This is a genomic window from Bisbaumannia salifodinae (assembly GCF_055388505.1).
The window spans coordinates 3,565,104-3,578,820 of record NZ_AP043781.1 but is presented as its reverse complement, the minus strand read 5'-3'; the positions used below and the strand labels follow the sequence as shown (position 1 = coordinate 3,578,820).

The 13,717-nt window shown below is 67.2% G+C and carries 12 protein-coding genes and 3 pseudogenes; 10 read left to right on the top strand and 5 right to left on the bottom strand.

The features are described 5' to 3' along the window. Nucleotides 1-19: 19 nt before the first annotated feature. Nucleotides 20-217 (top strand): annotated as a pseudogene (locus tag ACZ5EF_RS16680) (transposase); the annotation flags it as partial. A 135-nt stretch (nt 218-352) separates the two neighbouring features. On the opposite strand, the pseudogene ACZ5EF_RS16675 reads toward ACZ5EF_RS16680, so the two are convergent. Beyond that, a pseudogene (locus ACZ5EF_RS16675) lies at nt 353-1,341 on the bottom strand (IS30 family transposase). 126 nt (nt 1,342-1,467) lie between these two features. On the opposite strand from ACZ5EF_RS16675, the gene ACZ5EF_RS16670 reads away from it, so the two are divergent. Then, nucleotides 1,468-2,205 (top strand): helix-turn-helix transcriptional regulator, encoded by a 738-nt coding sequence (locus ACZ5EF_RS16670; RefSeq protein WP_379729131.1) that lies wholly within the window; start codon nt 1,468-1,470, stop codon nt 2,203-2,205. A gap of 42 nt (nt 2,206-2,247) precedes the next feature. Next, nucleotides 2,248-2,474, top strand: a pseudogene (locus ACZ5EF_RS16665) (IS481 family transposase); the annotation flags it as partial. Nucleotides 2,475-2,516: 42 nt separating this feature from the next. Here ACZ5EF_RS16665 and ACZ5EF_RS16660 read toward each other — a convergent pair. Then, the gene (locus ACZ5EF_RS16660; protein ID WP_346061491.1) at nt 2,517-3,494 is read right to left on the bottom strand and encodes an IS110 family RNA-guided transposase; all 978 of its coding nucleotides are present in this window, start codon (nt 3,492-3,494) and stop codon (nt 2,517-2,519) included. Between the two features lie 361 nt (nt 3,495-3,855). After that, nucleotides 3,856-4,176 carry an antibiotic biosynthesis monooxygenase family protein gene (locus ACZ5EF_RS16655; RefSeq protein WP_346061492.1) on the bottom strand — a complete coding sequence of 107 codons (321 nt, stop codon included), beginning with the start codon at nt 4,174-4,176 and terminating at the stop codon, nt 3,856-3,858. 205 nt (nt 4,177-4,381) lie between these two features. Here ACZ5EF_RS16655 and rnk point away from each other — a divergent pair, with 205 nt between their 5' ends. The 3 genes from rnk (at nt 4,382) to ACZ5EF_RS16640 (ending at nt 6,775) form a co-directional block, all read left to right on the top strand. Continuing rightward, a complete protein-coding gene (gene rnk / locus ACZ5EF_RS16650) occupies nt 4,382-4,795 on the top strand; it encodes a nucleoside diphosphate kinase regulator (protein WP_346061493.1) in 414 nt (137 codons plus the stop codon). Nucleotides 4,796-4,887: 92 nt separating this feature from the next. After that, on the top strand, nt 4,888-5,502 hold the full coding sequence (locus ACZ5EF_RS16645; protein ID WP_346061494.1) for a LysE family translocator: 615 nt from the start codon (nt 4,888-4,890) through the stop codon (nt 5,500-5,502). Between the two features lie 91 nt (nt 5,503-5,593). Then, the gene (locus ACZ5EF_RS16640) at nt 5,594-6,775 is read left to right on the top strand and encodes an EAL domain-containing response regulator (protein ID WP_346061495.1); all 1,182 of its coding nucleotides are present in this window, start codon (nt 5,594-5,596) and stop codon (nt 6,773-6,775) included. Nucleotides 6,776-6,787: 12 nt separating this feature from the next. Here ACZ5EF_RS16640 and ACZ5EF_RS16635 read toward each other — a convergent pair whose 3' ends face one another. Next, the gene (locus tag ACZ5EF_RS16635; protein WP_346061496.1) at nt 6,788-7,288 is read right to left on the bottom strand and encodes a copper chaperone PCu(A)C; all 501 of its coding nucleotides are present in this window, start codon (nt 7,286-7,288) and stop codon (nt 6,788-6,790) included. 77 nt (nt 7,289-7,365) lie between these two features. After that, nucleotides 7,366-9,015, bottom strand: coding sequence for an acyl-CoA dehydrogenase family protein (locus ACZ5EF_RS16630; RefSeq protein WP_346061497.1), 1,650 nt, complete (start codon nt 9,013-9,015; stop codon nt 7,366-7,368). A 143-nt stretch (nt 9,016-9,158) separates the two neighbouring features. Between ACZ5EF_RS16630 and ACZ5EF_RS16625 the strand changes: the two genes are divergently transcribed. The 4 genes from ACZ5EF_RS16625 to ACZ5EF_RS16610 are packed head-to-tail and all read left to right on the top strand — an operon-like array spanning nt 9,159 to nt 13,696. Further along, a complete protein-coding gene (locus tag ACZ5EF_RS16625; RefSeq protein WP_346061498.1) occupies nt 9,159-9,707 on the top strand; it encodes an NUDIX hydrolase in 549 nt (182 codons plus the stop codon). Further along, entirely contained in the window at nt 9,704-10,642 is a 939-nt protein-coding gene (locus ACZ5EF_RS16620; protein WP_346061499.1) for an AAA family ATPase, read from the top strand. Before ACZ5EF_RS16625 ends, ACZ5EF_RS16620 begins: the two co-directional genes overlap by 4 nt. Before the next feature lie 14 nt (nt 10,643-10,656). Next, nucleotides 10,657-11,580: a DUF58 domain-containing protein gene (locus ACZ5EF_RS16615; protein ID WP_346061500.1), complete on the top strand. Its 924-nt coding sequence runs from the start codon at nt 10,657-10,659 to the stop codon at nt 11,578-11,580. Nucleotides 11,581-11,632: 52 nt separating this feature from the next. Continuing rightward, complete coding sequence (locus ACZ5EF_RS16610; RefSeq protein ID WP_346061501.1) at nt 11,633-13,696, top strand: transglutaminase TgpA family protein; 2,064 nt, start codon at nt 11,633-11,635, stop codon at nt 13,694-13,696. The last annotated feature ends 21 nt before the right edge of the window (nt 13,697-13,717 follow it).

Sequence of the window (13,717 nt, the reverse complement as noted above, 5' to 3'; positions counted from 1 at the left end):
GAAAACGCTGCTGCTGGCGATCGAGAAGGCCAAGGCCAGCATCCGCGCCAAGGTCGAGCACCCGTTTCATGTCATCAAGAACCTCTTCGGCTACCGGAAGGTGCGCTACAAGGGGTTGGCCAAGAACCAGGCGCAGCTATTCAGCCTGTTCGGATTGGCCAACCTGGTGCTGGCGACAAGATGCGAGGGACGAGTTGACGGGGCCAGTGCGCCTTGAATCTGTCCTGCCAGCCGGATTATCCGGCTGGCAGGGGAAACCAGCAGCCCGAACGGGCCAGAAATGACCGCTGCGCCGTTGAGTTGACCACGCTGAGCGCACCAACTGCCCAGTGACGAATTGTGCAGTGGTTCCCTAATATGCAACCATGGGAAGTGCAGCACCTGCGATATCCAGGGCTCCTGAGTATTCTCTCAGGAACACTTGGGCCGATGTCCGATACCCGAGCCGCTTCCTGGGGCGGTCAATCAGCTTCTTGACTACCACTTTCACCTCGGCGTCCGTCACCTGTCGGAAATCGGTCCCCTTGGGGAAATACTGCAGTATCAGACCATTGGTGTTCTCGTTGGTCCCCCGCTGACTGGAGCAGTAGGGATCACAGAAGTAGATCGCTGCTGTCACCGCCTTCGTGGCTGACAAACTCCGAGCAGTTGTCCAGGGTGATGGTCTGCTCCGCCCACGACGGGGCTTCAGCAGCTGAATCATGGCCGTCTACGTCAGCTCCGCTGTGATGTTGGGTAGCCGCGCTGCCAGTAGATAGCCGCTGCGATGCTCGACCAGCGTGATCAGCCCCGACTGCTTATGGCCTTTGAGCACCGTGTCGCCCTCCCTATGGCCAATGGTGAGCTGATCATCGACCTCGGCAGGACGGTGCTCGATACCGACCCGGTCGGGGGTCTTGCCGAGCCCCGCACTCTTGGCCTGAGCACGCTGCTTGCTACGCCGTTTGGGCTGCCGTAGGCACTGCCGCAGGTCGCCACCGAGCACTTTGTCATCCCAGATCAGGAGTAGATCCACTGGTGACTCATCCCCATGCCCGCTAAAGGCGCCATGAAGCAGTTGATTTGCTCCGGGCTCCACTCTTCGCGCAAACGATCGACAACGGTGGTGATCATGCAGGGCAGGCGCTTCGTCCTCTTCCAGGCGGTGCGCCGTCGGTCATCACTGAGGGCCTGAGCCTGCTCGGGGTCATACCCATCGGGAGCGGCGTTACGGCGCAGCTCCCGGCTGACAGTACTGTTGTGGATGTCAAGCTCTGCGGCAATCTGTCGCTGGCTCATGCCGACACCCCGTTGGGCGTGAATCTGGTATCGTTGGGCCTGGGTCAGCTGTCGGTATCCCATGCTCTGCTTCACTTTGGTCGGTGAGTCGAGAAGGGTACCTGTGCTGGCCCTCCTGCCTCTACCGTGTGGTCCAAAGTGCTGCAGTTATTCTATGAATCCAGGATGTGAAAAAACATGGAGGTGATCATGCCGATCCCATATGAAACTTCAGGCAATAGCTGTAATAAAGAAGTTCTTTCGGAGTTGGTGCATGGCATGCAAAACAATCTAAGTGAAAATGATTATGTTTCTGTAATAAGGTCGGGGTTGGAAAGGGTTGGGATTTCATCCTTCAGCTATGTCCATTTAGGCTGTTCTCCTCGAGAAGCAAAGGAAGCAACCATCATTGGAAATTACCCAAGCGAGTGGGTTCATAATTATAAGGAAATATCCCTCCACAAGATTGATCCTGTAATAGCCATGTCAGCTTGTTCGCCGAAGCCATTTTTTTGGGATGAGATGTTTAGTGTAGATGATAGTGGAATTTTCAACATGTCATCTTCCTATGGCATTGAAAGAGGGTTCTCCATACCAATGCATGAACCGGGATATGCATTTGGTTCCATGCATTTTTCTACAAAAAAAGAGGATCAAGAGTTTGTTGGTGCTATAGGTAGGAACTACAGCTTCATTCTCTCCTTAAGTTTTGTCGCCCATCATTATCGCCCTATTTTGGAAGGTTTTGAGTCCAATAATAGTCTAACGAAGAGAGAAGCAGAGTGCTTACAGTGGGTGGCCGCGGGGAAAACATATAGCGAGATTGCAATGATATTAGGAATTTCAGAGAGGACCGTGAAATTTCATGCAAAGTCACTCATGGTCAAGCTCGACTCTGTAAACATAAAGCAAGCCATGAGCCAAGCTATACGCATGGGTTGGATATGAATGTGTCCGTAGGCTGTTGGAACCTGGGTGATCAATCACCCGAGGAGCCCGACGCATAGCCTCACGGTTGAGACGGTCCATGGCGGACCCTTTACGGATCGCTTCACTCAGGCGGTGGAACGGAAGCCAGTGGCCACCATCCCTTCTATCAAGAGTACCAGCAGCACGGCAACCAGCATCGTCTGATCAAACTTGGGCGGCCACAGACCAGCGGCATGGTCGAGCGCTTCAACGGAAGTATTATCGATGTGCTGGCGATCCGGCGGTACCCTCCTAGATACCATCTCTCCTAACCGGCTACAAACTGCCCATTAGGTGGTTTGTGGCCGATATTCGGTTTGAGCCTTTAGGACTCCGTAGGCGATGTGGATCCGCTTCCGCATCGCCGCCCCCAGGGCCGCCATCTTGCTCTTGCCGTTTCCTGTCAGCCGCTGGTAGAGCGCCGAGATATCCGGATTTCGACTCAGCCCTACTACGGCGGCCATGTATAGGCTCTGACGCAGCTTCGGATTGCCGGCCTTCGACAAGCGGGGACGCCCCCGTACGGAGCTACCCGATTCCCAACTGACGGGCACTAGCCCCGCAAATGCGGCAACCTGCCGGGCGCTCTCGAAAGCGCGGCTACATAGCATCGCCAACAGTCGGAGTGATACCGCAAGGCCAATGCCGGGGATCGTCTGCAGCAAGGCGCGATCCTGCTTCAAGCCAGGGTGCTGGTCGAGATGATCATCGATCTGCTGTTGGAGACGATCCCGCTCGCGCGTCAATGCTAGCAGGATGTCATCGATTGAGCGCAGGATATCGGTTGCCATGGAGAACTCGGCTTTCTCACGCCAGTTTCGCTCACGGCGGATGTCTTTGTCCAGGGCATCGAGTCGCGCCACCAGGGCCTTGAGCTTGCGCACTTCCTCGGGCTCTGGCTGCCAATGTCCAGACTGTTGAGTCGCACCATACCGTGCCAGCACCACACTGTCCTTCTTGTCCGTTTTGCCGCGTACTCCCAGACTGCGGGAGAAGTCGCGTACTTGGGCAGGATTGAGGACATAGACCTGGATGCCAGCGGCATGCAACCAATAGGCGAGTGTTTCGTGATAAATGCCAGTCGCTTCCATCAGAATGTGCAGCCGATCACGCGGTTCGCCGGTCTGGTGCTCAAGCCACTCCAGCAAGCGGGGGAAATCTTGCCGGCGGTTAGCAAATACTCGTGTTTTGACCTTGCCGGTGGCCACATCGCGCAGCCAGGCACAATTGAGCTTCTGCTTGCTGACGTCGATACCAATCACTGCCATGCTCTCGTCGCCTTTCCTTGTTCGTGTAGTGGCATAGTGAATCTGGCCACCTGATTTTGAGTGTATGATCACTCCCATAGACTGTCAGGTGAATACCATCACACCTCAGGTTGATTTATCGACAAGTGCCCGTAGCAAGCGCGGCCTAGAGTGTCGAAAAACGGATTCAAAATCCGCCGGGTGCAAGCCCTTGTCGGTTCGAGTCCGACCACCGGTACCAGAAATCAAGCACTTAGCGGTTCCTTCCTTGGCTTGATTCTCTTAGCTATCCCTAATGTGTCAACAAAGTGTCAACCGACTTTCGGCGCGTATTTGATCGCGTCGGCCAGATGGTCGGGGGACAGGTGGGCATATCTCAGGGTCATAGCGCTTTCTCGGGCGGCATCACCACCCACTCCGGTTCCTCGAATTCGCCGATCAGGTGGATCTCGCAGCAGGGGGCCGCGGCGCGAATGATCTCCTTGACCAGCGGGTCCTGTCGCGCCTCCATGGCGTCGCGGCTGGCCTTGCTGTCCCAGTGGGCGATGGCGATCAGGGTGCGCGGGTCATCGATCTTGCGATGCAGCTCGGTGCCCCGCGCCCCCGGCGCCCGCTGGATGCGCTGGCTGGCGCGCACCCAGGCCGCGGCATAGTCCTCGGCCCGATAGCCGTCGCGGATACGTACCTCGAAGATATATTTCACTGCCCTTCCCCTCGTGGCTTCGGCGGCGTTGCCGAACAGTGTAGGCGCCTTTTCCTGCGGCCTTCGTGGGGGCTGTCCAAGCCCGCCGTTAAGGCTTATGATGCGCTGAATTCACAGTCCTTCGCCCGCTTGCGGGCGGAGGACTGTTTTCGTTGGACGGTCGGTTTTTCGTCCATAGAGCGTTGACCGGCCTGTAGGAGGCACCATGTCGTCACGTCCCGCTATTATCATCAACCGTCTCGATGCCGAGCGCCTGCAGCGGCTGATCGATGCCGCCAGCGACAGGGACCGGCCGGTGGCGGAGTCCCTGGAGGAGGAACTGACCCGGGGCGAGGTCATCGACCCGGAGGATATCCCCGAGGATGTGGTCAGCATGAACAGCCAGGTGCAGTTCACCGACCTGACCCGCGACCGCCAGATGATCCGCACCCTGGTCTATCCCCATGCCCTGGCCGCCACCGAGGATGGGCTCTCGGTGATGGCGCCCATCGGCGCGGCCCTGCTGGGCCTGCGCATCGGCGATATCATCGACTGGCCGCTGCCGGACGGCAGCGGGATCAAGCTGCGCATCGATGCCATCTTCTGGCAGCCGGAACGCGAGGGGCAGTTTCATCGCTGAGCCCTCGCCCAAGGGCCAAGGGCATGGCGACCCTGGCCTTGGTAAGCTGGAGGTGCCGCTTTCGCGTCACTAACCCAAGGAGGAGAGGCAGGATGCCATTATCACTGTGGTTGTCACTGGCGGCGGTCTGCGCCATGGGGGCCGTCTCGCCGGGGCCCAGCCTGGCGCTGGTGCTGCGCCATACCCTGGGCGGCGGTCGTACCCCCGGGGTCACCGCGGCCCTCAGCCATGCCCTGGGGGTGGGGCTCTATGCGCTGCTGACCGTCTGGGGTCTGGGCGCCCTGGTGGCCCGCCAGCCGGCGCTGTTCCAGGCCATCACCTGGCTGGGGGCGGCCTACCTGGCCTGGCTGGGTATCAAGGCGCTGCGCGCCGGCCGCGGCGGCGCCCTGGCCGCCGAGGGCGTGGCGACGACACCGCGCCAGGCGGCCCGGGAGGGGCTGTTGGTGGCCCTGGGCAACCCCAAGCTGATCCTCTTCTTCGTGGCCCTGCTGAGCCAGTTCGTCAGCCCCGAGATGTCGGTGGCGGCCAAGGCGCTGATCGTCGCCACCGCCATGATCATCGACGGCGGCTGGTATGCCCTGGTGGCGGTGGGGCTCACCCACGGCCGGGTGTTGCCCTGGCTGCAGGCCCGGGCCCACTGGATCCATCGCATCACCGGGGTATTGCTGCTGGGCCTGGCGATCCGCGTGGTCTGGGGGCCACTGTGACGTCACCCTGCGTTGACGGCCCGCCTGGCGCCCCGGCCCGCCCCTGTTAGGCTTAGCCTGATATAGCCAGCCTATCCCGGGAGAGAAGGGCATGACGTCGACGCATTCCAACGAGGCGGCGGTGCTGGACAGCGACCAGGACGTGGCCGCCTCGCTCTCCCTGCAGTTGCATACCCTGGGCATTCGCGCCCGCTACTATCGGAGTCGCCAGCGCCTGCTGGAGGAGCTGGACCGGCGCCGTCCGCAACTGGTGGTGCTGGCCCTGGAGCCGGGGCGTATCGATGGCATCGCCGTGCTGCGCGACCTGGCCCGGCTCGGCTATGTCGGCGCCGTGCTGCTGCTCAGCGGTGTCGAGCGCAAGGTGGTGCGTATCGCCGAGCGGGTCGGTCGCACCCTGGGGCTGCTGATGCTCGACTCCCTGCCCAAGTCCTTTCGCCTGGCGGAGCTGCGCCAGCGCCTCGATGGCCTGCATCCCTTGCCCCGGGAGACCTGCCGGGCGGAGGCAGGGGTCGCCCCGCGTATCGGTGAAGAGATCGAGCGAGCCCTGACCCAGGGCGAGTTCCTCGTCTACTACCAGCCCCAACTGGAGCTGGCCGGGCAGCGCATCAGCGGCGTCGAGGCCCTGGTGCGCTGGCGGCATCCCCGGCGGGGCATCCTGGTGCCGGGGCAGTTCCTTGGTAGCATGACGCTTGAGCAGTACCGCCGCCTGACCCGTTGCATGCTGACGGGGGTGATGGCGGACGTGGCGCGCTGGCCGACCCTGCAGGGGCTCGACAGCATCTCGGTGAACGTGACCCCCGAGGAACTGATGAGCGAGGAACTGCTACTGCTGATGGAGGAGCTGCGCGCCGGCCTGGCCAAGGCGCCGCCCCTGGTGCTGGAAGTGACCGAGACCGCGGCCATGGACGACGAGCTACTGGGTGGCGAGGTGGCGGCACGGCTGCACCTGCACGGCCTGGAGCTGGCCATCGATGACTTCGGGGTGGGCTTCTCCTCCCTGGCCCGGCTACAGATGCTGCCGGTCAGCGAGCTGAAGCTGGACCGTAGCTTCGTCAGCCACCTGCAGGAGGAACCCCTGGACGCCGCCATCGTCGAGGCGGTGGCCCTGCTGGGGCGGCGCCTGGGGATCCGGGTGGTGGCGGAGGGGGTGGAATCCCTCGCCACCCTGGAGGCCCTGGCCCGCTATGGTTGCACCCACGCCCAGGGCTATGCCCTGGCCCCGCCCATGCCGGCGGAGGCCCTGGCGGGGCTGCTGACCCGCCGCGCGGGATGAGGGAATCACGACTCAGTGGTGGTGGGCATCCGCCGCCTCGCTGCCCACCGACGCTTCCTCCACCCAGACTTCCACCTCGACGCTATCGCGCTCGGCGAACTCCAGGGTCAGCGGGAAGCGCTGGCCCACCGTCAGGGGGGCTTCCAGGTTGATCAGCATCAGGTGTGTGCCACCGCCGGGACGCATGGTCAGGGTCTCGCCGGGGGCGATCTCGAAGGCCTCCTGCCGGCGCATCACCATGCGGTCGTCCTCCATGGTCATGTCGTGCAGCTCCACCACCTCGCTGACCGGGCTGCTGGCGCCGATCAGGCGCGCCGGTCGCTCGCCCTCGACGCCGATATCCAGGTAGGTGGCACCATTGGGCGCCCCCGGCGGCGTGGGGGTGGCGAAGGGGTGGGCGATACGCAGGTCCCCATGATGGGCCTCGTGGGCCAGGGCGGAAGGGGGCAGGGCGGCCAGGGCTGCGGCGGCCAGGCCGGCAACGAGGCCGAGGCGAAGGGAAAGTGCGCGCATGATGCATCCTTGTCGGTATGAGAGACGACTAAGCTTAGCCGCGGCACCAGGGTAACCAAGGCGGCGCTTTGTCGCACTCAAGGGCCGGGCAGCCGCTCGAGGATCGGCGTCAGGGCCAGGTCGGCGGGCAGGCAGCCATAGGCGGGGCTGGCCTCGCCCAGGCGGCTGCGACAGAAGCCCTCGGCCACCGCCGCCGGGGCCCGGTCGAGCAGCAGCGCCGCCTGGGTGGCCTGGGCCAGGCGCTGGGTCAGCCAGCGGGCCCGGGGCTCCAGCGCCTCGGCGGGGCCGGCCAGCAGGCGGTGAATCTCTTCGAGGGCGCGATCATAGTCGCCCTGGCGACCCCTGGCCCGGGCCAGCAGGGCGAACAGCGCCTCCAGGCTCTGGGGGTGGCGCCGTACCACCCGCAGCAGGTCCAGGCAGATCACGTTGCCGGAGCCCTCCCAGATGGAGTTCACCGGGGCCTCCCGATAGAGCCTGGCCAGGGGCGACTCTTCCACATAGCCAATGCCGCCCAGGCACTCCATGGCCTCGGCCATGAAGCCGGGGCCGCGGCGGTTATGCCAGTACTTGGCCAGGGTCGGCAGCAGCCGCGCCAGGGCCGCCTCCTCGGCGTCGTCGGCGGCGGCATCGAAGGCCCGGGCGGCGCGCAGGCTAAGCGCCACCCCGGCCTCCACCTCCAGGGCCAGGTCGGCAATCACCGCGCGCATCAGCGGCTGCTCCGCCAGGCGCTTGCCGAAGGCGTGGCGGCCGCAGGCATGCCGCCAGGCACACACCAGCGCCTGGCGCATCATGCCCACCGGGGCGACGGCGGCGTCGAGGCGGGTCTGCTGGACCATCTCGAGGATGGTGGCGATGCCGCGGCCCGGGTCGCCCACCGGCAGGGCCCAGGCGCCCCGGTACTCGATCTCCGCCGAGGCATTGGCGCGGTTGCCGCACTTATCCTTGAGGCGCTGCAGCTCGATGGCGTTGCGCGCGCCATCCGGGGTGAAGCGGGGCACCAGGAAGCAGCCCAGGCCGGCGTCGTTCTGGGCCAGGGTCAGGAAACCGTCGGACATGGGGGCGCTGCAGAACCACTTGTGGCCGGTGAGGCGGTAGCCGTCGCCGTCGCGCTCGGCCCGGGTGTTGTTGGCGCGCACGTCGCTGCCGCCCTGCTTCTCGGTCATGGCCATGCCCAGGGTGGCGGCGGCCTTGTCGGCCAGGGGCAGGGCGCGGCCGTCGTAATCGTGAGCCAGCAGCTTGGGCTGCCAGGCGGCGAGCACCTCGGGGGCATGGCGCAGGGCGGGCAGGGCGGCATGGGTCATGGTGATCGGGCAGCAGAAGCCCGGCTCCGCCTGGGTCAGCAGATAGAGGGCCGCCACATGGGCTTGGTGGCCGCCGCGCCCCTCCTCCCGCCAGGCCACGGCGTGCCAGCCGCCGCGGCAGGCCAGTTCCATCAGCCGATGATAGGCCGGGTGATAGCGCACCTCGTCCAGGCGCCGCCCGTAACGGTCGAAGAGGCGCAGCTCCGGGGGGTGGCGATTGGCCTCCTCGCCCCAGGCCTGCACCTCGCGGCTGCCCACCGCCTGACCGAGTGGCGCCAGGCGCTCGGCGACCCAGGCCGGGGCCTCGTGGCTCAGGGCCTCGCGCAGCGGCAGGTCGTCGGCGAAGGCGTCCCGGTCGTCGTCCGGGGGCGGCTGGTTCTCGACCCGATGGCTGGCCAGGGTCTCGCGGGGGGCAAAGTCGCGCATCGAGGCGCTCCTGAATCGATGGGCCTGCCCCCAGAATAGTCCCTAGCCCAGAGTCTCAGCCGGTGGCCCGTTTCGACTCCCGCTCTTTCTGGCCCTATGGGCGGTGACTGAGTAGGCTGAGGGGAGATCCACAGGAGAGTCCGATGACCGCCGATATTGCTTCGACCCTGGCCCTGCCCGAGCCGGTGATCGCCGATGAGTCCATCCAGTTGGTAGACGCCCGCAACCGCCCCTGTGGCAGTGCCCCCCGGGCGCTGATGCGGCGCTTTCGCTTCTGGCATCGGGCCACCTATGTGGTGGTGCTCAATGGCCGGGGCGAGCTCTGCGTGCAGCGCCGTACCCTGATCAAGGAGGTCTTCCCCGGCCACCTGGACCTGGCCGCCGGGGGGGTGGTGGGCGCCGGCGAGGCGGAGCATGTCGCCGCCCGCCGCGAGCTCGCCGAGGAACTGGGGATTCGCGGCGTGCCGCTGCGGCCCTGTGGCGGCTTCCGCTACGTGGAGGGCGGCCACCATATCTTCGGCAGCCTCTTCCTGGTGCACTACGACGGCCCCCTGAGGCTCCAGGCGGAGGAGGTGGCGGAGGCCTTCTGGCTGCCCCTGGACGAGGCCCTGGCCCTGGACTCGGTGACCCCGGACACCCGCCGTGCCATCGAGGCGTTGCGGCGCCGTGGCCTGCTGGAGTCGCCGGCATGAACCGCCCCTTGCCGCCGCCGCTGAGCGAGGCGCGCCTGGCCCGGGTGGCCGAGGCCCTGGCTCGGGTGGTGCGCGGCAAGCCCCGGGAGGTGCGCCTGGCGCTGTGTTGTCTGCTGTGCCGGGGCCACCTGCTGATCGAGGACCTGCCGGGGTTGGGCAAGACCACCCTGGCCCAGGCCCTGGCCCGGGTCACCGGCCTGGAGATGCAGCGCATCCAGTTCACCAGCGACCTGCTGCCGGCGGACGTGCTGGGGGTCTCGGTATTCGATCCCCGGGACGCCAGCTTCCGCTTCCATCCCGGCCCCATCTTCCACGGCCTGGTGCTGGCCGACGAGATCAACCGCGCCACCCCCAAGACCCAGAGCGCTTTGCTCGAGGCCATGGAGGAGGGTCAGGTGACCATCGAGGGCGAGACCCGCGCCCTGCCCGATCCCTTCTTCGTCATCGCCACCCAGAATCCCCAGGAGCAGTCGGGGACCTTCCCGCTGCCGGAGTCGCAGCTGGATCGCTTCCTGATGCGCCTTTCCCTGGGCTATCCCGATGCCAGGGCGGAGCGCGAGATCCTCAAGGGCGAGGCGGGGCGGGGGCGTCTCCATGAGCTCGCCGCCCTGCTCGACGCCGAGACCCTGCGCGGCTGGCAGGCGCGGGTCGCCGAGGTGCATGCCTCCGACAGCCTGCTCGACTATGTGCAGGCCCTGGCCAAGGCCAGCCGCGAGCACGCCGAACTGCCCTGGGGGCTCTCCACCCGGGGCGTGCTGGCCCTGCTGCATGCGGCCCGGGGTTGGGCCCTGCTGGAGGGGCGCGATCATGTGCTGCCGGAGGACGTCCAGGCGGTCTGGGTGCCGGTGGTGGGCCACCGCTTCAGCGAGGCGCGCCGGGAGGAGGGCGAGGGCCTGGCCTGGCAACTGCTCACCGCGGTACCGGTGCTGGGCTAGCCATGGCGCTGGGCATGGCGTACCGAGCCTCCTGGCGGCAGCGCTGGCGGCGCCGCCTGGCCACCCCCCAGGGACAGCCGCTGCACCAGCGCCGCCTCTTCCTGCTGCCCACCGCCTTCGGCCTGGGCTGGGCCACCCTGGTGCTGGTGCTGCTGCTATTCGGCATCAACTACCAGAACAACCTCGCCTATGGCCTGGCCTTCTGGCTCTTCGCCATCGCCCTGGTGGCGCTGTGGCGGGGCTGGCGCAACCTGCACGGCATCCGCGTCACCCTGCGCCCGCCCCAGGAGGTCTTCGCCGGCGGCGAGGCGCGCCTGGGGGTGCATCTCCAGGCGCCCCGGGCCCGCCAGGGCATCCAGCTGCGCCTGGGGGGCGACCCGGTGATCTGCGTGATCGAGCACGGCGAGGGCCAGGCCCAGTTGACCCTGCCGGCGGTGCGCCGCGGCTGGCAGTCATTGCCGCTGCTGCGTCTGCACAGCGACTGGCCCCTGGGGCTGGTGCGGGTACTGGCCTGGGTGGCCCCCGGCGACCCGCTGCTGGTCTATCCGGCGCCCCTGGACGAGGCGTCCCGCACCACTCGGGACGAGGGGGAAGGGCAGGAGGAGCGCGACTTCAGCGGACTGCGTCGCTATGTGCCCGGCGATAACCCGTCCCGGCTGGCCTGGAAGCAGTGGAGTCGCACCGGCATGCTGGCCACCAAGCAGTTCAGCCGGCCACCGCGGCGGGTGCTGTGGCTCGACTACGACGAGGCGCCAGGGGATCCCGAGCGCCGCCTCGCCTGGTTGTGCGCCCGGGTGCTGGCCCATCACCGCGCCGGCGACGCCTATGGCCTGCGCCTGCCCGGGGTGACCCTGGCCCCGGACGGCGGCGATGCCCAGCGGCGCCGCGCCCTGCGCGCCCTGGCCCTATGGGGGCAGACCCCGGAGGTGACCCCATGAGCGCGGCTCCTCTCCATAGGGCCCTAGGGGAGAAGCCCTCGGAGGCTCTCCCATGAGTGCCGCCCCGGTGGTGCTGGCGGATGGCCGCTCCCTGTCGGCGGCCATGCTGCGCCAGCTGTTTATCGGCCAGTGCCTGGTGGTGGCCCTGCACCTGGCCTGGATGCCCCCCTGGCTGCTGGGGGTGGCCCTGGCCGCCGCCGGCTGGCGCTACCTGCAACTGCGCGACCGGGTGCCCCGGGCCAGTATCCTGCTGCGGCTGACCGCGGTGATCGGCGTGCTGGCGGCGCTGTGGGTGGAGTTCGGCAGCCTGCATGGCATGGATGGCCTGATCGGCGTGCTGCTGGGCATCTACCTGCTCAAGTTGCTGGAGACCCACAATCGCCGCGATGCCCGGGTGGTGATCTGCATCGGCTTCGTGGCCATGACGGTGGCCTTCCTCCACGACCAGGGGGTGCTGATGACGATCGGGGCCCTGGTGGCGGCGGTCTGGCTGCTGCAGTCCCTGGTGGGGCTGGCCGGGGCCGCCCAGCCCGCGAGCCGCTGGCGCGAGACCCTGTGGCTGGCGGGGCTGTCGCTGCCGCTGATGGTGGTGCTCTTCCTGCTCTTTCCGCGGCTGGGACCGCTGTGGAGCATGCCGCAGACGGAGCGCGCCGCCACCGGCCTCACCGAGGAGATCGCCCCCGGCGATATCGCCGAGCTGTCACGCAGTGCCGCCCGGGCCTTCCGGGCGCGCTTCGAGGGGCGCGAGCCACGCCCCGATGAGCGCTACTGGCGGGTCTATACCCTGTCGCGCTTCGATGGCGAGCGCTGGTCGCGGCTGACCCCGGCGGAGCTGGCCCGGGCCCTGGGCCGGGCGGAGGAGCGCCTGGCGGTGCCGGCCACCCGCTCGCCCTTCGCCGACGGGGCGCCGACGCGCTTCCGCGCCGAGCTGCTGCTGGAGCCCGACAGCCGCCCCTGGCGCCCCTCCCTGGGCGCCCCCCTGGCCAGCGACGTGCGCCAACGCTACCTCACCGATGGCACCCTGGAGGGGCTGGAGCCCCTGGCCGGGCGTAGCCTGCTGCGCCTGGCCAGCAGCGGCGAGGCCCCGGCCCATGCCGACCCCGCGGGGCCGGCCTGGTACACCCGGCTCCCCGAGGGCGCCAATCCGCGCAGCCGGGAGCTGGCCCGGCGGCTGTGGCGGGAGGTCGGCGGCGACCCCCAGGCCTATCTGGCGGCGCTGATGGCACGTTTCGGCGAGGCCCCCTTCCGCTATACCCTGGCCCCGCCGCGGCTCACCGGGCGCGATCGGGTCGATGAGTTTCTCTTCGCGAGCCGGGCCGGTTACTGCACCCACTACGCCTCCGCCACCGCGGTGATGGCCCGGGCGGTGGGCATCCCGGCACGTATCGTGGTGGGCTTCCTGGGGGGCGAGCGCCATCCCGACGGCCATTACACGGTGCGTGACTATGACGCCCACGCCTGGACCGAGGTGTGGCTCGACGGCGCCTGGCGGCGCCTCGATCCTACTGCCGCCATCGCCCCGGAGCGTATCGAGGAGGGGCCCCAGGCGGTGAATGACGCCGACCAGGCCTACCTGGCCAATGCGCCCTTCTCGCCGCTGCGGCTGCGGGACGTGAGCTGGCTCAACCGGGCGCGACTGGAGTGGGAGCGCCTGGAGTATCGCTGGCAGCGCGGCGTGGTGGGGTATCAGCAGCAACGCCGGGAGGCCGTGCTGGCCAGGCTCCAGCAATGGTGGAGCGAGGCCTGGGCCCGCCTGACCACGGGCATTCGCGGCCCATTGCTATTGGTGCTGTTGGTGGGGCTAGGCGGGGGGCTCGTCCTGGCGCTGCGCTGGGGCTGGCCGCGTCTCCGGGCGCGGCGCCATGAAGCCTGGCTGATGCGCCGCCTGCAGGCCTGGCTGGCCCGGCGCGGCCAGGGCGCGCGTCCCGGTGAATCGCCGGCGGCCCATCTGCGCCGGGTGGCCGCCCGGGGCCTGGCCCCGGCGCCCCTGGACGAGGCGGCCCGGGCCTATGAGCGCCTGGCCTATGCGCGATTGAGCGAGGCGGAGCGCCAGCAGCGCCGCGACCAGTTGGCCGGGGCCTGTCGGCGTATTAGGCACCAATGGCCGCGCCGCTAGCTCGAGTGGCGGGGAGAGGGC